Origin of the sequence: Enterobacter sp. 18A13, assembly GCF_007035975.1 — a bacterium.
GTDB classification, from domain to species: domain Bacteria; phylum Pseudomonadota; class Gammaproteobacteria; order Enterobacterales; family Enterobacteriaceae; genus Enterobacter; species Enterobacter vonholyi.
The window spans coordinates 1,369,801-1,391,488 of the sequence record NZ_AP019634.1; the positions used below are offsets into that span (position 1 = coordinate 1,369,801).

The following is a 21,688-nucleotide window of genomic DNA, read 5'->3' on the forward strand; positions in this document are numbered from 1 at the left end:
AAAGGATACATAATGAGTAGCGTAGATATTCTTGTTCCCGACCTGCCTGAATCCGTAGCAGATGCGACCGTCGCTACCTGGCACAAAAAACCAGGCGATGCCGTTAAGCGCGATGAAGTGCTGGTAGAAATCGAAACTGACAAAGTGGTACTGGAAGTACCGGCTTCGGCGGATGGCGTTCTGGACGCGGTGCTGGAAGATGAAGGTACTACCGTCACCTCTCGTCAGATCCTGGGTCGCCTGCGTGAAGGCAACAGCGCGGGCAAAGAGTCCAGCGCAAAATCTGAAGAGAAAGCCTCTACGCCAGCGCAGCGCCAGCAGGCTTCTCTGGAAGAGCAGTCTAACGACGCTCTCAGCCCGGCGATCCGTCGCTTGCTGGCGGAACACAGCCTCGACCCGGCAGCCATTAAAGGCACCGGTGTGGGCGGCCGTCTGACCCGTGAAGACATCGACAAGCATCTGGCGAAAGCGCCTGCTCAGGCCGAAGCGAAAGCCCCTGCGGCGGCGCCAGCAGCGCAGCCTGCACTGGGTGCCCGCAGCGAAAAACGCGTGCCGATGACTCGCCTGCGTAAACGCGTAGCCGAGCGTCTGCTGGAAGCGAAAAACTCTACCGCGATGCTGACCACCTTCAACGAAGTGAACATGAAGCCAATCATGGACCTGCGCAAGCAGTACGGTGATGCGTTTGAAAAACGTCACGGTATCCGTCTGGGCTTTATGTCCTTCTACGTGAAGGCGGTAGTTGAAGCGCTGAAACGCTATCCGGAAGTGAACGCGTCCATCGATGGCGATGACGTGGTTTACCACAACTACTTCGACGTCAGCATGGCGGTTTCTACTCCACGCGGCCTGGTAACGCCGGTTCTGCGTGATGTGGATACCCTGGGTATGGCTGACATCGAGAAGAACATTAAAGAGCTGGCCGTGAAAGGCCGCGACGGCAAGCTGACCGTAGATGACCTGACCGGCGGTAACTTCACCATTACCAACGGCGGCGTATTCGGCTCGCTGATGTCTACCCCGATCATTAACCCGCCGCAGAGCGCGATCCTGGGTATGCATGCCATCAAAGATCGCCCTATGGCGGTAGACGGTAAAGTTGAGATCCTGCCAATGATGTACCTGGCGCTCTCTTACGATCACCGCCTGATCGACGGCCGCGAGTCCGTGGGCTTCCTGGTTGCGATTAAAGAGCTGCTGGAAGATCCAACCCGTCTGCTGCTGGACGTCTAGTTTTGCAGTCTTGCCCGGCGGCGTATGGCTGCCGGGCCAATAAAAGCACGACCTAACGATTACCTGAAGGATGGATAGAACACATGAACTTACATGAATATCAGGCCAAACAGCTGTTTGCCCGGTATGGCTTACCGGCTCCGGTGGGTTATGCCTGTACTACCCCGCGTGAAGCAGAAGAAGCCGCATCTAAAATCGGTTCCGGCCCTTGGGTAGTTAAGTGTCAGGTTCACGCTGGTGGCCGTGGTAAAGCGGGCGGTGTGAAGGTTGTTAAGAGCAAAGAAGAGATTCGTGCGTTTGCTGAACATTGGCTCGGCAAGCGTCTGGTAACGTACCAGACAGATGCGAACGGCCAGCCGGTTAACCAGATCCTGGTGGAAGCGGCGACCGATATCGCGAAAGAACTTTATCTGGGCGCGGTTGTTGACCGTAGCTCCCGTCGCGTGGTGTTCATGGCGTCTACCGAAGGCGGCGTGGAAATCGAAAAAGTGGCGGAAGAAACCCCGCACCTGATCCACAAAGTGGCTATCGATCCGCTGGCAGGCCCAATGCCTTACCAGGGTCGCGAGCTGGCGTTCAAGCTGGGCCTGGAAGGTAAACTGGTTCAGCAGTTCACCAAGATCTTCATGGGTCTGGCAACTATCTTCCTGGAGCGCGATCTGGCGCTGATCGAGATCAACCCACTGGTGATCACCACCCAGGGCGATCTGATCTGCCTCGACGGCAAGCTGGGCGCTGACGGCAACGCGCTGTTCCGCCAGCCGGATCTGCGCGAAATGCGCGACCAGTCTCAGGAAGATCCGCGTGAAGCACAGGCTGCGCAGTGGGAACTGAACTACGTGGCGCTGGACGGCAACATCGGCTGCATGGTTAACGGTGCGGGCCTGGCAATGGGCACCATGGACATCGTTAAGCTGCACGGCGGTGAGCCAGCAAACTTCCTCGACGTAGGCGGTGGCGCAACCAAAGAGCGCGTAACCGAAGCGTTCAAAATCATTCTCTCTGACGACAACGTGAAGGCCGTTCTGGTTAACATCTTCGGCGGCATCGTACGTTGCGACCTGATCGCCGACGGTATCATCGGTGCGGTAGAAGAAGTGGGTGTTAACGTTCCGGTGGTTGTGCGTCTGGAAGGTAACAACGCTGAACTCGGCGCGAAAAAACTGGCTGACAGCGGCCTGAATATTATTGCAGCGAAAAGTCTGACGGATGCAGCTCAGCAGGTTGTTGCCGCAGTGGAGGGGAAATAATGTCAGTTTTAATTAATAAAGATACCAAGGTTATCTGCCAGGGCTTCACCGGTAGCCAGGGGACTTTCCACTCCGAACAGGCAATTGCCTACGGTACGCAGATGGTTGGCGGTGTTACGCCAGGTAAAGGCGGCACCACCCACCTGGGCCTGCCGGTGTTTAACACCGTGCGTGAAGCCGTAGAAGCGACGGGCGCCACCGCGACCGTGATCTACGTTCCGGCACCGTTCTGCAAAGACTCTATTCTGGAAGCGATCGACGCAGGCATCAAACTGATCATCACCATCACCGAAGGCATCCCGACGCTGGATATGCTGACCGTGAAGGTGAAGCTGGATGAAGCTGGCGTGCGTATGATTGGCCCGAACTGCCCAGGCGTTATCACCCCGGGCGAATGCAAAATCGGCATCATGCCGGGCCACATTCACAAACCGGGTAAAGTGGGCATCGTGTCCCGTTCCGGTACCCTGACCTATGAAGCGGTTAAGCAGACCACCGACTACGGTTTCGGCCAGTCCACCTGCGTGGGCATCGGCGGTGACCCGATTCCGGGCTCTAACTTCATCGACATCCTGAAGCTGTTCCAGGAAGATCCACAGACCGAAGCGATCGTGATGATCGGTGAGATCGGTGGTAGCGCGGAAGAAGAAGCGGCTGCTTACATCAAAGAACACGTGACCAAGCCAGTTGTGGGCTACATCGCGGGTGTGACTGCGCCGAAAGGCAAGCGTATGGGTCACGCAGGCGCGATCATCGCCGGTGGTAAGGGTACGGCTGATGAGAAATTCGCAGCGCTGGAAGCCGCAGGCGTGAAAACCGTTCGCAGCCTGGCGGATATCGGCGAAGCACTGAAATCCATCATTAAGTAAGTCCTCTCTGCTCCCCGAAAGGGGGGCGTTGCAGTATAAAAATGTCCGTTTCGACATGGTTGGCCGCTGTAAAGCGGCCTTTTTTATTGCCTGCCGGGCGTCATGCAATAGTCACAATTGGGTGTTAATTAGAGAGGATGTAAAAGTAAAATAATTGTTATTTATTTGCCTTTAAGAGAGCAGATGGAAAAAAATAAAAAACGCACTAAAATTTATGTCCTGAATAAATCAGTCATTAAGCGTAACTGAGTTAATAAAAATCACTTCTGTTTATATTCATCCGTCGATTCGATAACCTTAATTGTATTTCATATACATATCTTTAACATGGTTTTTACCATGTTCACCACATCAAAACACAATTAACATTAAGAATTGTTTTTGATTTAAATCAATGTTTAATCCTTGGAAAAAGGCGCTGAAAAGCGCTAAATTGTTCCCGATCAAAATGGCCGAAAAGTGGTAATTTTGCTATAAATTGATCGCCGTCGAAAAACGTAAATGTGATTCAATAAAAACCTGTTTATTGTAAGGGTTTTGCAGCGTATTATATTTGCGGGATCAATTTGAGTTTTTTATTAACGTATTTGTAACCTCACGTCATCGTTTTTATCCTCCCTCAGGGTAATAACGACGACAAGGATGCGAATAATTTGTATTGGGGCATGCGTGTGGATCTCTTTCTGACGGGGTCCACTCTCGGAGTCTTCATGCGATGAGCAAGGAGTCATGATGTTAGATATAGTCGAACTGTCGCGCTTACAGTTTGCCTTGACCGCGATGTACCACTTCCTGTTTGTGCCACTGACGCTCGGTATGGCGTTCCTGCTGGCCATTATGGAAACGGTATACGTTCTCTCCGGCAAACAGATTTATAAAGATATGACCAAGTTCTGGGGCAAGTTGTTTGGTATCAACTTCGCACTGGGCGTGGCAACCGGTTTGACCATGGAGTTCCAGTTCGGGACTAACTGGTCTTACTATTCCCACTATGTAGGGGATATCTTCGGTGCGCCGCTGGCCATTGAAGGTCTGATGGCATTCTTCCTCGAATCCACCTTTGTAGGTCTGTTCTTCTTCGGTTGGGACCGTCTGGGTAAAGTCCAGCATATGGCGGTGACCTGGCTTGTGGCATTAGGTTCGAACCTGTCCGCGCTGTGGATCCTGGTTGCGAACGGCTGGATGCAGAACCCTATCGCGTCTGATTTCAACTTCGAAACCATGCGTATGGAGATGGTCAGCTTTGCCGAGCTGGTCCTGAACCCGGTTGCTCAGGTTAAATTCGTTCACACCGTCGCTTCTGGCTACGTGTGCGGCGCGATGTTTGTGCTGGGCATCAGTTCTTACTATATGCTGCGTGGTCGTGACTTCGCGTTTGCTAAGCGCTCCTTTGCTATCGCTGCAAGCTTCGGTATGGCTGCCATCCTCTCTGTTATCGTTCTGGGTGATGAATCCGGTTACGAAATGGGTGACGTGCAAAAAACCAAACTGGCCGCCATCGAAGCCGAATGGGAAACCCAGCCGGCGCCTGCTGCCTTTACGCTGTTCGGTATTCCCGATCAGGACGCGCAGGAAAACCGCTTTGCCATTCAGATTCCTTACGCGCTGGGTATCATTGCCACTCGTTCTGTTGATAAGCAGGTGACGGGTCTGAAAGAGCTGATGGTTCAGCACGAAGAGCGTATTCGTAACGGTATGAAAGCCTACTCGCTGCTGGAACAGCTGCGTGCTGGCTCTACAGACCAGACCGTCCGCGACCAGTTTAACGACGTGAAGAAAGATCTGGGTTATGGCCTGTTGCTGAAGCGTTATACCCCGAACGTTTCTGATGCGACGGAAGCGCAGATCCAGATGGCAACCAAAGACTCGATTCCACGCGTTGCGCCTCTGTACTTCGCATTCCGTATCATGGTGGGCTGCGGCATCATCATGCTGCTGATCATTGCGGCGTCCTTCTGGTCTGTGATTCGCAACCGCATCGGCGAGAAAAAATGGCTGCTGCGCACCGCGCTTTACGGTATTCCACTGCCGTGGATCGCAATTGAGTCCGGCTGGTTTGTTGCGGAGTATGGCCGTCAGCCATGGGCGATCGGTGAGGTACTGCCAACGGCGGTGGCGAACTCGTCCCTGACCGCAGGCGACCTGATCTTCTCCATGCTGCTGATTTGTGGTCTGTACACCCTGTTCCTGGTGGCTGAACTGTTCCTGATGTTCAAGTTCGCGCGCCTTGGCCCAAGCAGCCTGAAAACCGGTCGCTATCACTACGAGCAGTCCACTGCGACTACTCAGCCGGCACGCTAAGACAGGAGTCATCAAATGATCGATTATGAAGTATTGCGTTTTATCTGGTGGCTGCTGGTCGGCGTTCTGCTGATCGGTTTCGCCGTCACGGATGGTTTCGACATGGGGGTGGGGATGCTCACCCGTTTCCTCGGTCGTAATGACACCGAGCGTCGAATCATGATCAACTCCATCGCCCCGCACTGGGACGGTAACCAGGTGTGGCTGATCACCGCAGGCGGCGCGCTGTTCGCTGCCTGGCCGATGGTCTACGCGGCTGCGTTCTCCGGTTTCTATGTGGCGATGATTCTGGTGCTGGCCTCTTTATTCTTCCGTCCGGTCGGTTTCGACTACCGTTCGAAGATTGAAGATACCCGCTGGCGCAACATGTGGGACTGGGGCATCTTCATCGGTAGCTTCGTTCCACCGCTGGTGATCGGCGTGGCGTTTGGTAACCTGCTGCAGGGCGTACCGTTCCACCTGGACGAATACATGCGTCTTTACTACACCGGTAACTTCTTCCAGCTGCTGAATCCGTTTGGTCTGCTGGCCGGCGTAGTGAGCGTGGCGATGATCATCACTCAGGGCGCAACCTATCTGCAGATGCGTACCGTGGGCGAGTTGCACCTGCGTTCTCGCGCGACGGCTCAGGTTGCTGCGCTGGTAACGCTGGTTTGCTTCGCGCTGGCCGGCGTGTGGGTGGTGTACGGCATTGATGGCTACGTGGTGACCTCTGCAATCAACCACACTGCACCGTCTAACCCGCTGACCAAAGAAGTGGCTCGTCAGGCTGGCGCATGGCTGGTGAACTTCAACAATACCCCTGTGCTGTGGGCGATCCCGGCTCTGGGCGTGCTGTTGCCGCTGCTGACCGTGTTGACGTCTCGTCTGGAGAAAGGCGCTCTGGCGTTCGTGTTCTCATCACTGACCCTGGCGTGCATCATCCTGACGGCGGGTATTGCGATGTTCCCGTTCGTCATGCCATCCAGCACCATGCTGAATGCTAGCCTGACCATGTGGGATGCAACGTCCAGCCATATGACGCTGAACCTGATGACATATGTTGCTTGTGTGTTCGTTCCGATCGTTCTGGCCTACACCATCTGGTGCTACTGGAAAATGTTCGGTCGCATCACGAAAGAACATATCGAAAGCAACACCCACTCTATGTACTAAGTAAGGAGCTGAATATGTGGTATTTCGCATGGATTTTAGGGACGCTTCTTGCCTGTGCATTTGGTGTCATCACTGCCCTGGCGCTTGAGCACGTTGAAGCGACCAAAGCGGGTGAAGAAAAACACTGATGAATATTATCGCGAAACTTTACGCGGTAATGGATAAGCGCCCGTTACGGGCGCTTTCTTTAGTGATGGCATTACTGCTGGCAGGCTGTATCTTCTGGGACCCTTCGCGCTTTGCAGCGAAAACCAGCGAGCTTGAAATCTGGCACGGCTTCCTTATTATGTGGGCGGTGTGCGCAGGTGTGATCCACGGCGTGGGCTTTCGTCCGAAAGCCGTTCACTGGCAGGGAATTTTCTGCCCGCTGATTGCCGATCTGGTGCTTCTCGCCGGTTTGATTTTCTTCTTCTTCTGAATAAGAAATGTCCGTTAACGTTATGGGCTTACCCGAGCCCATAAAAATTTACTCTCCGTTTACTTTCCCCCATTCCCAACCCTCTTTCCCGCGCGTATAGTAGCGAAGTTTAAAAGCTCTAACTTTTGTTGCATTACCGGGATGTAAAGTGAATACAACGCTGTTTCGATGGCCGGTTCGTGTCTATTACGAAGATACCGATGCCGGTGGTGTGGTTTACCACGCCAGCTACGTTGCTTTTTATGAACGGGCACGCACAGAGATGCTGCGCCATCATCACTTTAGTCAACAGGTTCTGTTGGCTGAGCGAGTTGCCTTCGTGGTACGCAAGATGACGCTTGAGTATTTTGCGCCTGCCAGACTCGACGATATGCTCGAAGTCCAAACTGAAATTACATCAATGCGTGGGACCTCACTGGTTTTCACGCAGCGGATAGTCAACGCAGAGAATACCGTACTGAACTCAGCTGAAGTACTGATTGTTTGTGTTGATCCAACCATAATGAAGCCTCGTGCGCTTCCTAAGTCTATTGTCGCGGAGTTTAAGCAGTGACTGACATGAATATCCTTGATTTGTTCCTGAAGGCAAGCCTTCTGGTTAAACTTATCATGTTGATTTTGATTGGTTTTTCAATCGCATCCTGGGCCATCATCATCCAGAGAACGCGTATCCTCAATGCCGCCGGCCGTGAAGCTGAAGCGTTTGAAGATAAGTTCTGGTCGGGTATTGAGCTTTCTCGTCTGTACCAGGAGAGCCAGGGACGCCGTGAAAACCTGACCGGCTCCGAGCAAATTTTCTACAGCGGTTTCAAAGAGTTTGCTCGTCTGCATCGTGCAAACAATCATGCGCCTGAAGCGGTGGTGGAAGGTGCCTCGCGTGCGATGCGTATCTCTATGAACCGTGAACTGGAAAACCTTGAAACGCACATTCCTTTCCTCGGCACTGTCGGCTCCATCAGCCCGTATATCGGTCTGTTTGGTACCGTGTGGGGGATCATGCACGCCTTTATCGCGCTGGGCGCGGTGAAGCAGGCGACGTTGCAGATGGTTGCACCGGGTATCGCTGAAGCACTGATTGCGACCGCTATCGGTCTGTTTGCGGCAATTCCTGCGGTTATGGCTTACAACCGTCTGAACCAGCGCGTGAACAAACTGGAACTGAACTACGACAACTTTATGGAAGAGTTCACTGCGATTCTGCACCGTCAGGCGTTTACCAGCACCGAGAGCAACAAGGGGTAAACCATGGCCAGATCGCGTGGACGAGGTCGTCGCGAGCTCAAGTCCGAAATCAATATCGTTCCACTGCTGGATGTCCTGCTGGTACTGCTGCTGATCTTCATGGCAACAGCGCCAATCATTACCCAGAGCGTGGAAGTGGATCTGCCGGATGCGACAGAATCACAGGCGGTGAGCACCAATGACGATCCTCCGGTTATCATTGAGGTTTCCGGCGTAGGGCAATACAGCGTCGTAGTAGAGAAAGATCGTATGGATCAGCTGCCGCCTGAGCAGGTTATTGCTGAAGCGCAGCGTCGTCTGGAGTCAAATCCGAAAACGGTCTTCTTAATCGGTGGCGCAAAAGACGTACCCTACGATGAAATTATTAAAGCGCTGAACTTGCTACATAGTGCGGGTGTTAAGTCAGTTGGCTTAATGACCCAACCTATTTGATCATCCGCGTAGTTTTTGGGAACCGATAGTGTCAAAGGCAACCGAACAGAACGACAAGCTTAAGCGAGCGATAATCGTCTCCGCAGTGCTGCACGTGATTCTCTTTGCAGCGCTGATCTGGAGTTCGTTCGACGAGCATATTGATGCATCAGCCGGCGGCGGTGGAGGGTCTTCCATTGACGCCGTGATGGTGGATCCCGGTGCGGTAGTACAGAACTATAATCGCGAACAACAGCAGAAGGCGAGTGCCAAACGGGCTGAAGAGCAGCGTGAAAAACAGGCGCAACAGCAGGCGGAAGAACTGCGTGAAAAGCAGGCCGCAGAGCAGGAGCGTCTGAAGCAGCTTGAGAAGGAACGTTTGCAGGCGCAGGAAGCCGCGAAAGCGCAGGCAGAGCAGCAGAAACAAGCCGAAGAGGCCGCGAAGAAAGCACAGGAACAGCAAAAGCAGGCGGAAGAGGCGGCAGCTAAAGCCGCAGCGGACGCGAAAGCACAGGCTGATGCCCAGGCAAAATTAGCGGCAGAAGCGGCGAAGAAAGCCGCTGCTGATGCTCAGAAGAAAGCTGAAGCGGAAGCCGCGAAGAAAGCCGCTGCTGATGCCCAGAAGAAAGCTGAAGCGGAAGCCGCGAAGAAAGCCGCTGCCGATGCTCAGAAGAAAGCCGAAGCGGAAGCCGCGAAGAAAGCCGCTCAGGAAGCAGAGAAGAAAGCTGCTGCCGAGGCTGCGAAGAAAGCGGCTGCTGCTGAGAAAGCGGCTGCAGAAAAAGCCGCGGCAGAAAAAGCTGCAGCCGCCGAAAAAGCCGCTGCGGACAAAAAAGCTGCAGCTGAGAAGGCCGCTGCCGATAAGAAAGCTGCTGCTGAAAAAGCGGCAGCTAAAAAGGCTGCCGCCGCTGAAAAAGCCGCTGCTGCCGCAGGGGTTGACGATCTGCTGGGCGATTTGAGCTCAGGTAAGAATGCACCGAAAACGGGCGGTGGGGCGAAAGGAAACAACGCAGCGCCGACGGGAAGTGGTAACACTAAGAGTAACGGTGCGACAGGGGCTGAAATCAACGGTTATGCCGCGCAGATTAAATCCGCTATTGAAAGCCGATTCTATGATGCGTCTTCCTATACCGGTAAAACGTGTACGTTGCGTATAAAACTGGCTCCGGACGGCATGCTGCTGGATATCAAGTCTGAAGGTGGCGACCCGGCTTTATGTACTGCGGCCCTGGCTGCAGCGCGTCAGGCGAAGATGCCTAAACCGCCGTCTCAGGCTGTTTACGAAGTCTTCAAAAATGCGCCGCTGGACTTCAAACCTTAAGTTACATTTTCCCCGTGCAAACGGGGAAAAATAGACCAGGTTTAGTCACAGGGTTCTGGTAGTTTTGTCTATTTGAGTTTGTTAACATTCTGCTAAATTATCGTGGGTAAGGTTACCCGGATAAGGGAGATATGATGAAGCAGGCATTACGTGTAGCATTTAGTTTTTTAATGCTGTGGGCAGCAGTACTGCACGCAGAAGTACGTATCGAGATCACCCAGGGGGTGGACTCGGCGCGCCCAATCGGTGTTGTTCCGTTCCAGTGGGCAGGTCCTGGCGCTGCGCCTGAAGATGCCGGTGGCATCGTGGCGGCTGACCTGCGTAACAGCGGTAAATTCAACCCGTTAGATCGTTCTCGTCTGCCTCAGCAGCCGGGTAGCGCGCAGGAAGTACAGCCTGCAGCATGGTCTGCGCTGGGTATTGATGCCGTGGTTGTGGGTCAGGTTACGCCTAACCCGGACGGCTCTTACAACGTTGCCTGGCAGCTGGTGGATACCGGCGGTGCACCGGGTACCGTTCTGGCACAGAACTCTTACAAGGTCACTAAGCAATACCTGCGCTATGCTGCACATGCTGCCAGCGATGCGGTATTTGAAAAACTGACCGGCATTAAAGGTGCGTTCCGTACCCGTATCGCGTACGTGGTGCAGACCAACGGTGGTCAGTTCCCGTACGAACTGCGCGTATCTGACTACGACGGCTACAACCAGTTCCTGGTGAAACGTTCTTCACAGCCGCTGATGTCTCCAGCCTGGTCTCCGGACGGTTCTAAACTGGCCTATGTAACCTTCGAAAGCGGCCGCTCAGCGCTGGTTATCCAGACGCTGGCAAACGGTGCTGTTCGTCAGGTAGCGTCGTTCCCACGTCACAACGGTGCGCCTTCGTTCTCTCCGGACGGCTCTAAACTGGCCTTTGCGCTGTCAAAAACCGGTAGCCTGAACCTGTACGTGATGGATATTGGCTCTGGTCAGATCCGTCAGGTTACCGACGGTCGCAGCAACAACACTGAACCTTCATGGTTCCCGGACAGCCAAAACCTGGCGTTTACTTCTGACCAGGCCGGCCGTCCACAAATCTACAAAGTCAACATCAACGGCGGTGCTCCGCAGCGTATTACCTGGGAAGGTTCGCAGAACCAGAACTCAGACGTGAGCAGCGACGGTAAATTTATGGTAATGGTGAGCTCCAACGGTGGGCAGCAGCACATTGCCAAACAAGATCTGGTAGCGGGTGGCGTTCAAGTTCTGTCGTCAACGTTCCTGGATGAAACGCCAAGTCTGGCACCTAACGGCACGATGGTAATCTACAGCTCTTCTCAGGGGATGGGATCTGTGCTGAATCTGGTTTCTACAGATGGGCGTTTCAAAGCGCGTATTCCGGCAACTGATGGACAGGTAAAATCACCTGCCTGGTCGCCGTATCTGTAAATAATAATTAATTGATTACTAAAGGAATCATAGAAATGCAACTGAACAAAGTGCTGAAGGGGCTGATGATCGCTCTGCCTGTAATGGCAATCGCAGCGTGTTCTTCTAACAAGAACGCCAGCAATGACCAGAGCGGCGAAGGCATGATGGGTGCCGGCACCGGTATGGACGCGAACGGCAATGGCAACATGTCTTCTGAAGAGCAAGCGCGTCTTCAGATGCAGCAGCTGCAGCAGAACAACATCGTTTACTTCGATCTGGATAAATACGACATCCGTTCTGACTTCGCTGCGATGCTGGATGCGCACGCTAACTTCCTGCGTAGCAACCCATCTTACAAAGTCACCGTAGAAGGTCATGCGGACGAACGTGGTACCCCAGAGTACAACATCTCCCTGGGTGAACGTCGTGCTAACGCTGTTAAAATGTACCTGCAGGGTAAAGGCGTTTCTGCTGACCAGATCTCCATCGTTTCTTACGGTAAAGAAAAACCTGCAGTACTGGGTCACGACGAAGCGGCTTACTCCAAAAACCGTCGTGCCGTACTGGTTTACTAAGAGAATTGCATGAGCAGTAACTTCAGACATCATCTGTTGAGTCTGTCGTTACTGGTTGGAATAGCGGCCCCCTGGGCCGCTTTTGCTCAGGCACCAATCAGTAGTGTCGGCTCAGGCTCGGTAGAAGACCGGGTCACTCAACTCGAGCGTATTTCTAACGCTCATAGCCAGCTTTTAACCCAACTCCAGCAACAACTTTCCGATAACCAGAATGATATTGACTCTCTCCGCGGTCAGATTCAGGAAAGCCAGTATCAGCTTAACCAGGTTGTGGAACGTCAGAAGCAAATCTTGTTGCAGATAGATAGCCTGAGCAGCGGTGGTGCAGCAGCACAGCCAGCCGCAGGCGATCAGAGCGGTGCTGCGAGGTCTGCGCCAGCGCCATCTGCTGATGCTTCAGCCTCAACAGGCGCGCCTGTACAGAGCGGTGACGCGAATACTGACTACAATGCGGCTATTGCCCTGGTGCAGGATCAATCTCGTCAGGATGACGCGATTGCTGCGTTTCAGAACTTTGTTAAGAAATACCCTGATTCCACTTATCAGCCAAATGCCAATTACTGGCTCGGTCAGTTGAATTACAACAAGGGTAAAAAGGACGATGCGGCGTTTTATTTTGCCTCCGTGGTAAAAAACTACCCGAAATCGCCAAAAGCGCCTGATGCGATGTACAAAGTGGGCGTCATCATGCAGGACAAAGGCGACACTGCGAAAGCCAAAGCGGTTTATCAGCAGGTGGTCTCTAAATTCCCGGGCACCGAAGGTGCTAAGCAGGCGCAAAAACGTCTGAATTCGATGGGATGATTATCGCATGACCAGAAATCGCGTTATTTCTGGTCGTGCAGCATGATTACTAAGCAGTTAAGTGATCTTCATCGAAATTTTTGTTGCGCAGAATTCTTAAATCAGTAATATATGCCGCCGTTGCCACGGGATATCAAACAACGTGAAAACAGCATAAAAGTGGGTCGTTAGCTCAGTTGGTAGAGCAGTTGACTTTTAATCAATTGGTCGCAGGTTCGAATCCTGCACGACCCACCACTAAGTCAGGTGGAAGTAGTAGTAAAACGTGAAGGATAACGTTGCGTCAGCAACGGCCCGTAGGGCGAGGCGAAGCCGAGTCATCCTGCACGACCCACCACTTAACGCAGTTCCGGCAGTACAGAGTGGGTGATTAGCTCAGTTGGTAGAGCATCTCCTTTACACGGAGGGGGTCGGCGGTTCGAGCCCGTCATCACCCACCACTCGGGTCGTTAGCTCAGTTGGTAGAGCAGTTGACTTTTAATCAATTGGTCGCAGGTTCGAATCCTGCACGACCCACCAATTTTATTGGTGCCGAGTGATAATTCAGGCAACACCCGAATGGGTCGTTAGCTCAGTTGGTAGAGCAGTTGACTTTTAATCAATTGGTCGCAGGTTCGAATCCTGCACGACCCACCAGCCTGAATAAATTTGCAGTACATCCCGCAAGGGGTCGTTAGCTCAGTTGGTAGAGCAGTTGACTTTTAATCAATTGGTCGCAGGTTCGAATCCTGCACGACCCACCAGTGTAGAAAGGCGCCCTAAAGGCGCCTTTTTGCTATCTGCGGGACAACAAATGCTCCGCCCATCTATTCCCGGTGACTTTTCACTCCAGATTCGCTATCTTGTTTAGTATACAAAACACAATTGCCACGCGTTTTGCTATGTCAGGCAAATGAAAGGCAATATTGTTAAGCCCGTAAAACGAGAAGCCATAATGAGTGTGATGTTTGATCCTGAAGCCGCAATCTATCCGTTTCCGCCAAAGCCTGTCCCGCTGAGCCAGGACGAAAAGCAGTTCTACCGCGAGAAGATCAAACGTCTTCTTAAAGAGCGCGATGCGGTAATGGTGGCCCATTACTACACCGACCCGGAAATTCAACAGCTGGCTGAAGAGACCGGGGGCTGCATTTCTGACTCACTGGAGATGGCGCGCTTCGGTGCACGACATCCCGCTTCCACGCTGCTGGTTGCCGGTGTGCGTTTTATGGGCGAAACGGCAAAGATCCTGAGCCCGGAAAAAACCATTCTGATGCCCACGCTTAACGCGGAGTGTTCCCTGGATCTCGGCTGTCCGATTGACGAATTCACGGCCTTCTGTGATGCCCATCCTGACCGGACTGTGGTGGTCTACGCTAACACCTCTGCGGCCGTAAAAGCGCGTGCAGACTGGGTGGTCACATCGAGTATCGCCGTTGAACTGATTGAACATCTGGATAGCCTGGGCGAGAAAATTATCTGGGCGCCCGATCGCCATCTCGGCAATTATGTCCAGAAGCAGACGGGTGCTGATGTTCTCTGCTGGCAGGGCGCCTGTATCGTTCATGACGAGTTCAAGACCCAGGCGCTGGCGCGCATGAAGGCGCTTTATCCTGACGCAGCCATTCTTGTTCACCCTGAATCTCCGCAGTCGATCGTCGACATGGCGGATGCCGTGGGTTCCACCAGCCAGCTTATCAACGCTGCCAGAACGTTGCCTCACAAGCAGCTTATCGTGGCGACCGATCGCGGTATCTTCTACAAGATGCAGCAGGCCGTACCGGAGAAAGAGCTTCTTGAAGCGCCAACGGCAGGCGAGGGCGCAACGTGTCGCAGCTGTGCACATTGCCCGTGGATGGCGATGAACGGCCTGAAAGCGATTGCCGAGGGGTTAGAAACCGGTGGTGCGGCGCATGAAATCCATGTGGATGCCGCCCTGCGTGAAGGCGCGTTAATTCCGCTTAACCGCATGCTGGATTTTGCGGCTACACTACGTACTTAATTCAAAACGCCCCGGGGAAAAGATGGATTTTTTTAGCACACATAACATTCTGGTTCATATACCGATTGGTACAGGTGGCTATGACCTGTCATGGATCGAGGCCGTTGGCACGCTGGCGGGATTACTCTGTATCTGGCTGGCAAGCCTGGAGAAGATCAGCAACTACGCGTTCGGGCTGATTAACGTCACGCTGTTTGCGATTATCTTCTTCCAGATCCAGCTGTACGCCAGCCTGCTTTTGCAGCTGTTCTTCTTTGCTGCCAATATTTACGGCTGGTATGCCTGGTCGCGTCAGAACAGCCAGCAGGAGGCCGAGCTGCAGATCCGCTGGCTGCCCCTGCCGAAAGCCATCGCCTGGTTCGTCGCCTGCGTGGTGGCCATTGGCTTAATGACCGTTTACATCAACCCGGTGTTTGCCTTCCTGACCCGCGTTGCCGTTTCGGTCATGTCCGGCCTCGGCATGAACGTAACGATGCCAGAACTCCAGCCGGATGCTTTCCCGTTCTGGGATTCCTGCATGATGGTGCTGTCGATTGCAGCGATGATTCTGATGACCCGTAAATACGTTGAGAACTGGCTGCTGTGGGTCATCATCAACGTGATTAGCGTGGCGATCTTCGCCCTGCAGGGCGTCTATGCGATGTCGCTGGAATATCTGCTGCTGACCTTCATCGCGCTGAACGGCAGCCGGATGTGGATTAACAGCGCGCGCGAGCGAGGCTCTCACGCGCTTTCCGGCTAGTGGTCATGATGATGTGAATGACCGGACTGCGCCTCGTTAAGGTGGCAGTCCGGTCCGCTACAGGGCTGATACTCCATCTGAACGGTGGCATGGCTAATGTCGTAGTGATGTTCCAGGAAGTGCTGGATGCGATCGAGCAGCGCATCGTGGTCATGAGGGGGGATCACCTGGACGTGCAGCGTCATGACCGGTTTCTCTCCCACCAGCCAGACGTGAACATGATGAACGTTGCGTACTTCCGGGACTGAACGGCGCAGGTTGCGCTTCAGCTCGTCGATATCCATGGAAGCTGGCGCCCCTTCAAGCAGTTCATTCACGCTCTCCTTCAGCAGCCGCCAGGCGCTGCGCAAGACTAGACACGACACCAGTATGGACAGAATCGGATCGACAGGCGTCCAGCCGGTGTAGAGGATCACCAGCGCGGCGACAATCGCCCCGACTGAGCCGAGCAAATCACCCATAACATGCAGAGCCGCAGCGCGTACGTTGAGGTTCTTTTCCCCGCCGCCGCGGTGCAAAATCCAGAAGGCCAGAATATTCGCCAACAGTCCTGCTACGGCAATCACCATCATGGTTGCCCCGGCGATCGGCTGCGGGTGTCTGAAGCGCTGTATTGCCTCCCAGACGATAAGAATGGTAATGACCACCAGCGCAATAGCGTTAACAAACGCGGCCAGTGTGGTCAGTCGCAGCCAGCCGAAGGTATGACGCGCATTTGGAGGACGACGCGCAAACTGCACCGCCATCAGGGCGAAGAGCAGGGCGGCGGCATCGGTCAGCATGTGTCCGGCATCAGCCAGAAGCGCCAGAGAGCCGGAAATCAGGCCGCCAATGACCTCGATAACCATAAACGTTGCCGTGACGCCAAAGGCCAGCATCAGTCGTTTAGCGTTGTCGTTGCCGGATGAGTGCGAGTGTGAATGGGAGTGCGCCATGTCTGCTTTCCTGATGTGTTATTGTTTTTAGTGTAGCGTTTTTAATAGGTTACTCCAAAAAGAAAGGAGAGCCTGAGCTCTCCTTTTTCTGACGGTTCATAACAAATTACTGGGTAGTGCCATCGGTTTTGGTATTGGCGTCGCTACCCACTTTGTCGTTAGGGTCCGGGCATTTGCCGTCCTTGCACATTGAGTTCTTATGGACTTCATCTGAACTCATATTGTCATGGTTCATAGTGCCGGAACCGCTACCGTCTGGATGCAGCATGGTGCCGCCGGTGTTGGTGTTGCCGGTATTGATCTGGCTGTTGTCGACATTATTCGGGGCGATATTCTGTTTCGCATCAGGCGCGGGCTGGCCTGCTGCCGCAGCCGCATTGGCGTCACCGTTGCTGTCTGAGGTGCCCGTTTCCGCAGCCAGGACGCTGCCGCTGGCCAGAGTGAGGGTGGCGGTCAGGAAGAGGGTTGCCAGTTTTGTCATTTTCATCATGGTGCTCCTGTTCGTGTCGTTACGCTGGATAACATTCTCCAACAGTGCATCTTTTTCAGAGGCGAAAGATCCCGCCTTACGGACTTACGTCAGTAGGGAATCGCGTTTAAGGGTGTAAAATTGGTTGTTACAGTTAAAAAGCTTAGGTTAGATCTCGTTTTTCGCTATTTTGTGGCAATTTTTAGGCGAATTCCAGGAATTATCTGCGTGAAGTGTAAAACCGTGTTTACACTTCCTGGTCGACAAGATAGATTGAAAGGATTGCTTTCATTACTAAAGATATGGCAGAGCTGGAACGAAGATGAATTATCAGAATGACGATTTACGCATTAAAGAGATCAATGAGTTATTACCTCCTGTAGCGCTCCTTGAGAAATTCCCCGCCACTGAAAATGCCGCAAACACGGTTTCTCATGCTCGTAAAGCGATCCATAAGATCCTGAAAGGTAATGACGATCGTCTTCTGGTGGTGATTGGTCCGTGCTCCATTCACGATCCGGCTGCCGCGAAAGAATACGCCGCCCGTCTGCTCACCCTCCGTGAAGAGCTGAAGGACGAGCTGGAAATCGTCATGCGCGTCTACTTTGAAAAACCGCGCACCACCGTTGGCTGGAAAGGGTTGATTAACGACCCGCACATGGATAACAGCTTCCAGATCAACGACGGCCTGCGCATTGCGCGCAAGCTGCTGCTTGAGATCAACGACAGCGGCCTGCCTGCGGCCGGTGAATTCCTGGACATGATTACGCCACAATACCTTGCGGACCTGATGAGCTGGGGCGCAATTGGTGCGCGCACGACTGAATCTCAGGTCCACCGCGAGCTGGCGTCGGGTCTTTCTTGCCCGGTTGGTTTCAAAAATGGCACTGACGGCACCATTAAGGTGGCTATTGATGCTATCAACGCCGCTGGTGCGCCGCACTGCTTCCTGTCCGTGACCAAATGGGGTCACTCCGCCATCGTTAACACCAGCGGGAACGGTGACTGCCACATCATTCTGCGCGGCGGTAAAGAGCCGAACTACAGCGCGAAACACGTGGCAGAAGTGAAAGTCGGGCTGGAAAAAGCCGGACTGCCGCCGCAGGTGATGATCGATTTCAGCCATGCCAACTCCAGCAAGCAGTTTAAAAAGCAGATGGAAGTGGGTGCAGACGTCTGCCAGCAGATTGCCGGCGGTGAGAAGGCGGTGATTGGGGTGATGATCGAAAGCCATCTGGTTGAAGGTAACCAGAACCTGGAAGGCAGCGAGCCGCTGGTGTACGGCAAAAGCGTGACCGATGCCTGCATCGGCTGGGACGATACCGACGCCATCCTGCGCCAGCTGGCAAATGCGGTAAAAGCGCGCCGCGGCTGAATTCTCAGGCACAAATAAAAAAGCGCGGAAGGCTCCGCGCTTTTTTTATGTCTGGCGAAAATTACTTCGCTTTACCCTGGTTCGCAACAGCCGCTGCTTTCGCCGCGATCTCTTCTGCGTTACCCAGATAGTAGTGTTTGATTGGCTTGAAGTTTTCGTCGAACTCATACACCAGCGGTACGCCGGTTGGGATGTTCAGTTCGAGGATTTCGTCTTCTCCCATGTTGTCCAGGTATTTCACCAGCGCACGCAGAGAGTTACCGTGAGCCGCGATGATCACGCGCTCGCCGCTCTTCAGGCGTGGCAGAATGGTTTCGTTCCAGTAAGGCACAACGCGGTCGATGGTCAGCGCCAGGCTCTCGGTGGTTGGCAGCTCAGCGTCGGTCAGCTTCGCGTAACGTGGGTCGTGGCCCGGGTAGCGCTCGTCATCTTTGGTCAGCTCTGGCGGGGTGATTGCGAAGCCGCGACGCCACTGTTTAACCTGCTCGTCGCCATATTTCTCAGCGGTTTCCGCTTTGTTCAGGCCCTGCAGCGCACCGTAGTGACGTTCGTTCAATTTCCAGGACTTCTCAACCGGCAGCCAGGCCTGATCCAGTTCGTCCAGCACGTTCCACAGGGTGTGGATGGCACGTTTCAGCACAGAGGTGTAAGCAAAATCAAAGCTGAAGCCTTCTTCCTTCAGCAGTTTACCTGCTGCTTTTGCTTCGCTTACGCCTTTCTCGGACAGATCAACGTCGTACCAACCGGTAAAGCGGTTTTCGTTGTTCCACTGGCTTTCGCCGTGACGCACCAGGACCAGCTTAGTAATAGCCATCTCTTACTCCTCAAGCATTTTTAGAATGATAACAATTCTCATTATATTGCCGTGGCCGTGCCAGCAGCAACGCTTAAGCCTAACCATAGCGAAAATAGTCTCTGAGTGTAAGATGCTTGTGAATCCAGGGTTATGATTTTGTCTGCGATCGGCGCTATTTTCAGCAAGGCGTGCAGAAAAAAGCCCTCCGGAGGGAGGGCTGAATATTAATGTGGAATAAAATGGTATTCCGTCACGCTCACGTACTTTTCACCCGGGTGCAGCACGCAGCCTGGCTGCGGCCATTCCGGATGGTTCGGGCTGTCCGGCAGGAACTCGCTCTCCAGCGCCAGGCCTTGCCAGTCGCTGTACTCATCGTGTTCGCGCGCCGTCGTGCCGCCGAGGTAGTTGCCTGAGTAAAACTGCAGGGCTGGGGCAGTGGTATAAACCGTCATCTGCAGCTTGTCATCCGCAGACCAGACCTGCGCGGCAGGCTGCGTCACATCACCTTTGGCCTGCAGCAGGAAAGCGTGATCGTAGCCTTTCACCTTACGCTGATCGTCATCGCTCAGGAAATCCCGGGCGATGGTTTTCGCGCTGCGGAAGTCAAAGCTGGTGCCGCTCACGTCTTTGAGGCCCTGATATGGAATGCCCATCTCGTCAACCGGCAGATACGCATCCGCCAGGATCTGCAGCTTGTGCTCACGCACGTCGCACTGGCTACCATCCAGATTAAAGTACGCGTGATTGGTCAGGTTGACCGGACACGGCCTGTCGACCTTCGCGCGGTATTCAATGGCGATACGGTTGTCATCGGTCAGCGTAAAGCGCGCGGACGCGGTAAGGTTCCCCGGGAAGCCCTGATCGCCATCAGGCGAATCCAGTGAGAACAGCACTTCACCGTCGTTTTGACGAACAATCTTCCAGCGGCGTTTATCAAACCCATCCGGCCCGCCGTGCAGCTGGTTCTCACCCTGGCTAGGAAGCAGGGTGTACTGCTCGCCGTTGAGTTCAAAACGGCTCTTCGCGATGCGGTTAGCATAGCGCCCAACGGACGCGCCCAGATAGGCGGACTGATTGACATACTGCTCAGGCGAGGCGCAGCCGAGCAGGGTTTCGCGCACGCTGCCGTCCGGCATCGGTACGCGGGCAGAAAGAAGGGTAGCACCCCAGTCCATCAGCGTAACGACCATTCCCGCGCTGTTGCGCAGGGTTAACAGGCGATACGGCAGACCATCCGGTGCGAGTGTAGGTGTTTCGTTTAGCACTGTCCGGCTCCTTGTGATGCTTTACAAACATAGAAGGTTTCTTTGATGCCTGTTTTGGCTTCGTACTGCTTCGCCACGGCATCCTGTACGGCAGGAACCAGCTCTTCTGGCACCAGCGCAACGATGCAGCCGCCAAAACCGCCGCCCGTCATGCGCACGCCGCCTTTGTCGCCAATGGTGGCTTTAACGATGTCCACCAGGGTGTCGATCTGCGGAACGGTGATTTCAAAATCTTCGCGCATGGAGGCGTGAGATTCCGCCATCAGCTCACCCATGCGTTTCAGGTCACCTTTCGCCAGCGCGGACGCGGCTTCAACGGTACGGGCATTTTCCGTCAGCACGTGACGAACGCGTTTGGCGACGACCGGATCCAGCTCGTGCGCCACTTTGTTAAATTCATTGAGCGTCACGTCGCGCAGGGCAGGCTGCTGGAAGAAGCGGGCGCCGGTTTCGCACTGCTGGCGGCGGGTGTTGTATTCGCTGCCCACCAGCGTGCGCTTAAAGTTGCTGTTAATGATGACGACAGCCGCGCCTTTTGGCAGGGGAACGGCTTTGGTACCCAGCGAGCGGCAATCAATCAACAGGGCATGCTCTTTTTTGCCGAGCGCGGAGATCAGCTGGTCCATAATGCCGCAGTTACAGCCCACGAACTGGTTTTCTGCTTCCTGACCATTCAGGGCGATTTGCGCGCCGTCCAGCGGCAGATGGTAAAGCTGCTGGAATACGGTGCCGACGGCGACTTCCAGCGACGCAGAGGAGCTTAAGCCCGCACCCTGCGGCACGTTGCCGCTGATAACTAAATCGGCGCCGCCAAAGTTCTTGTCGCGCTTCTGAAGGTGTTTCACCACCCCGCGCACGTAGTTAGACCACTGCTGGCTGTCGTGTGTCACAATTGGGGCATCGAGGGAAAATTCGTCCGTCTCATTACCGTAATCAGCCGCAATCACGCGGACTTTACGGTCGTCGCGTTTCGCACAGCTGATAACGGTCTGGTAATCGATGGCGCACGGCAGCACGAAACCATCGTTATAGTCGGTGTGTTCACCGATCAGGTTAACGCGGCCTGGCGCCTGGATAACGTGGGTGGCAGGGTAGCCAAATTTCTCAGCAAACAGGGATTGTGTTTTATCTTTCAGACTCATT

Annotated in this window: 22 protein-coding genes and 5 tRNA genes; 22 read left to right on the forward strand and 5 right to left on the reverse strand. The window is 54.0% G+C overall.

Going from position 1 to position 21,688, the window contains the following annotated elements:
• Positions 1-12: 12 nt before the first annotated feature.
• From odhB to pnuC, 21 genes are all read left to right on the forward strand, one after another.
• Positions 13-1,233: a 2-oxoglutarate dehydrogenase complex dihydrolipoyllysine-residue succinyltransferase gene (gene odhB, locus FOY93_RS06660; RefSeq protein WP_008501093.1), complete on the forward strand. Its 1,221-nt coding sequence runs from the start codon at positions 13-15 to the stop codon at positions 1,231-1,233.
• Positions 1,234-1,316: 83 nt separating this feature from the next.
• Positions 1,317-2,483, forward strand: coding sequence for an ADP-forming succinate--CoA ligase subunit beta (gene sucC / locus FOY93_RS06665; protein ID WP_006809579.1), 1,167 nt, complete (start codon positions 1,317-1,319; stop codon positions 2,481-2,483).
• Positions 2,483-3,352 carry a succinate--CoA ligase subunit alpha gene (gene sucD, locus FOY93_RS06670; protein WP_008501094.1) on the forward strand — a complete coding sequence of 290 codons (870 nt, stop codon included), beginning with the start codon at positions 2,483-2,485 and terminating at the stop codon, positions 3,350-3,352. The genes sucC and sucD overlap by 1 nt, the downstream gene beginning before the upstream one ends.
• Before the next feature lie 732 nt (positions 3,353-4,084).
• Positions 4,085-5,653, forward strand: a complete 1,569-nt coding sequence (cydA, locus tag FOY93_RS06675) for a cytochrome ubiquinol oxidase subunit I (protein ID WP_032638923.1) — start codon at positions 4,085-4,087, stop codon at positions 5,651-5,653.
• Positions 5,654-5,668: 15 nt separating this feature from the next.
• Positions 5,669-6,808: a cytochrome d ubiquinol oxidase subunit II gene (cydB, locus tag FOY93_RS06680; RefSeq protein ID WP_048226125.1), complete on the forward strand. Its 1,140-nt coding sequence runs from the start codon at positions 5,669-5,671 to the stop codon at positions 6,806-6,808.
• 14 nt (positions 6,809-6,822) lie between these two features.
• Entirely contained in the window at positions 6,823-6,936 is a 114-nt protein-coding gene (gene cydX / locus FOY93_RS06685) for a cytochrome bd-I oxidase subunit CydX (RefSeq protein ID WP_003858598.1), read from the forward strand.
• Positions 6,936-7,226: a cyd operon protein YbgE gene (gene ybgE, locus FOY93_RS06690; protein WP_008501100.1), complete on the forward strand. Its 291-nt coding sequence runs from the start codon at positions 6,936-6,938 to the stop codon at positions 7,224-7,226. The genes cydX and ybgE overlap by 1 nt, the downstream gene beginning before the upstream one ends.
• A 148-nt stretch (positions 7,227-7,374) precedes the next feature.
• Positions 7,375-7,779, forward strand: coding sequence for a tol-pal system-associated acyl-CoA thioesterase (gene ybgC / locus FOY93_RS06695; RefSeq protein WP_003858593.1), 405 nt, complete (start codon positions 7,375-7,377; stop codon positions 7,777-7,779).
• Positions 7,776-8,468, forward strand: a complete 693-nt coding sequence (tolQ, locus tag FOY93_RS06700; RefSeq protein ID WP_008501101.1) for a Tol-Pal system protein TolQ — start codon at positions 7,776-7,778, stop codon at positions 8,466-8,468. The genes ybgC and tolQ overlap by 4 nt, the downstream gene beginning before the upstream one ends.
• Positions 8,469-8,471: 3 nt before the next feature.
• Positions 8,472-8,900 (forward strand): colicin uptake protein TolR, encoded by a 429-nt coding sequence (gene tolR, locus FOY93_RS06705; RefSeq protein WP_003858589.1) that lies wholly within the window; start codon positions 8,472-8,474, stop codon positions 8,898-8,900.
• 28 nt (positions 8,901-8,928) lie between these two features.
• Entirely contained in the window at positions 8,929-10,197 is a 1,269-nt protein-coding gene (gene tolA / locus FOY93_RS06710; protein WP_111964367.1) for a cell envelope integrity protein TolA, read from the forward strand.
• 134 nt (positions 10,198-10,331) lie between these two features.
• The gene (gene tolB / locus FOY93_RS06715; RefSeq protein WP_008501103.1) at positions 10,332-11,624 is read left to right on the forward strand and encodes a Tol-Pal system beta propeller repeat protein TolB; all 1,293 of its coding nucleotides are present in this window, start codon (positions 10,332-10,334) and stop codon (positions 11,622-11,624) included.
• Positions 11,625-11,659: 35 nt separating this feature from the next.
• Positions 11,660-12,181, forward strand: coding sequence for a peptidoglycan-associated lipoprotein Pal (gene pal / locus FOY93_RS06720; protein ID WP_003858578.1), 522 nt, complete (start codon positions 11,660-11,662; stop codon positions 12,179-12,181).
• 9 nt (positions 12,182-12,190) lie between these two features.
• Positions 12,191-12,985 carry a cell division protein CpoB gene (cpoB, locus tag FOY93_RS06725; RefSeq protein WP_143344841.1) on the forward strand — a complete coding sequence of 265 codons (795 nt, stop codon included), beginning with the start codon at positions 12,191-12,193 and terminating at the stop codon, positions 12,983-12,985.
• A gap of 161 nt (positions 12,986-13,146) precedes the next feature.
• Positions 13,147-13,222 (forward strand) — tRNA-Lys (locus FOY93_RS06730).
• 127 nt (positions 13,223-13,349) lie between these two features.
• Positions 13,350-13,425: transfer RNA gene (locus FOY93_RS06735), tRNA-Val, on the forward strand.
• Positions 13,426-13,428: 3 nt separating this feature from the next.
• Positions 13,429-13,504, forward strand: a tRNA-Lys gene (locus tag FOY93_RS06740).
• A gap of 41 nt (positions 13,505-13,545) precedes the next feature.
• Positions 13,546-13,621, forward strand: a tRNA-Lys gene (locus FOY93_RS06745).
• A 31-nt stretch (positions 13,622-13,652) separates the two neighbouring features.
• Positions 13,653-13,728: transfer RNA gene (locus FOY93_RS06750), tRNA-Lys, on the forward strand.
• A gap of 191 nt (positions 13,729-13,919) precedes the next feature.
• On the forward strand, positions 13,920-14,963 hold the full coding sequence (nadA, locus tag FOY93_RS06755) for a quinolinate synthase NadA (protein WP_008501105.1): 1,044 nt from the start codon (positions 13,920-13,922) through the stop codon (positions 14,961-14,963).
• 22 nt (positions 14,964-14,985) lie between these two features.
• Positions 14,986-15,705 carry a nicotinamide riboside transporter PnuC gene (gene pnuC, locus FOY93_RS06760; RefSeq protein ID WP_127730077.1) on the forward strand — a complete coding sequence of 240 codons (720 nt, stop codon included), beginning with the start codon at positions 14,986-14,988 and terminating at the stop codon, positions 15,703-15,705.
• Here the strand turns inward: pnuC and zitB are convergent.
• Together zitB and FOY93_RS06770 are read right to left on the reverse strand one after the other, a co-directional pair.
• Positions 15,702-16,640: a CDF family zinc transporter ZitB gene (zitB, locus tag FOY93_RS06765; RefSeq protein ID WP_143344842.1), complete on the reverse strand. Its 939-nt coding sequence runs from the start codon at positions 16,638-16,640 to the stop codon at positions 15,702-15,704. The genes pnuC and zitB overlap by 4 nt on opposite strands.
• Before the next feature lie 106 nt (positions 16,641-16,746).
• Entirely contained in the window at positions 16,747-17,127 is a 381-nt protein-coding gene (locus tag FOY93_RS06770) for a protein YbgS (RefSeq protein WP_133295411.1), read from the reverse strand.
• A gap of 304 nt (positions 17,128-17,431) precedes the next feature.
• On the opposite strand from FOY93_RS06770, the gene aroG reads away from it, so the two are divergent.
• Positions 17,432-18,484 carry a 3-deoxy-7-phosphoheptulonate synthase AroG gene (gene aroG, locus FOY93_RS06775; RefSeq protein ID WP_008501110.1) on the forward strand — a complete coding sequence of 351 codons (1,053 nt, stop codon included), beginning with the start codon at positions 17,432-17,434 and terminating at the stop codon, positions 18,482-18,484.
• Positions 18,485-18,545: 61 nt separating this feature from the next.
• On the opposite strand, the gene gpmA is transcribed toward aroG, so the two are convergent.
• The 3 genes from gpmA to galK form a co-directional block, all read right to left on the reverse strand.
• Positions 18,546-19,298, reverse strand: a complete 753-nt coding sequence (gene gpmA / locus FOY93_RS06780) for a 2,3-diphosphoglycerate-dependent phosphoglycerate mutase (RefSeq protein ID WP_023310804.1) — start codon at positions 19,296-19,298, stop codon at positions 18,546-18,548.
• A gap of 206 nt (positions 19,299-19,504) precedes the next feature.
• Positions 19,505-20,545, reverse strand: coding sequence for a galactose-1-epimerase (galM, locus tag FOY93_RS06785; RefSeq protein ID WP_143344843.1), 1,041 nt, complete (start codon positions 20,543-20,545; stop codon positions 19,505-19,507).
• Positions 20,539-21,687: a galactokinase gene (gene galK, locus FOY93_RS06790; RefSeq protein WP_136195363.1), complete on the reverse strand. Its 1,149-nt coding sequence runs from the start codon at positions 21,685-21,687 to the stop codon at positions 20,539-20,541. Before galK ends, galM begins: the two co-directional genes overlap by 7 nt.
• Between the last annotated feature and the right edge of the window lies 1 nt (position 21,688).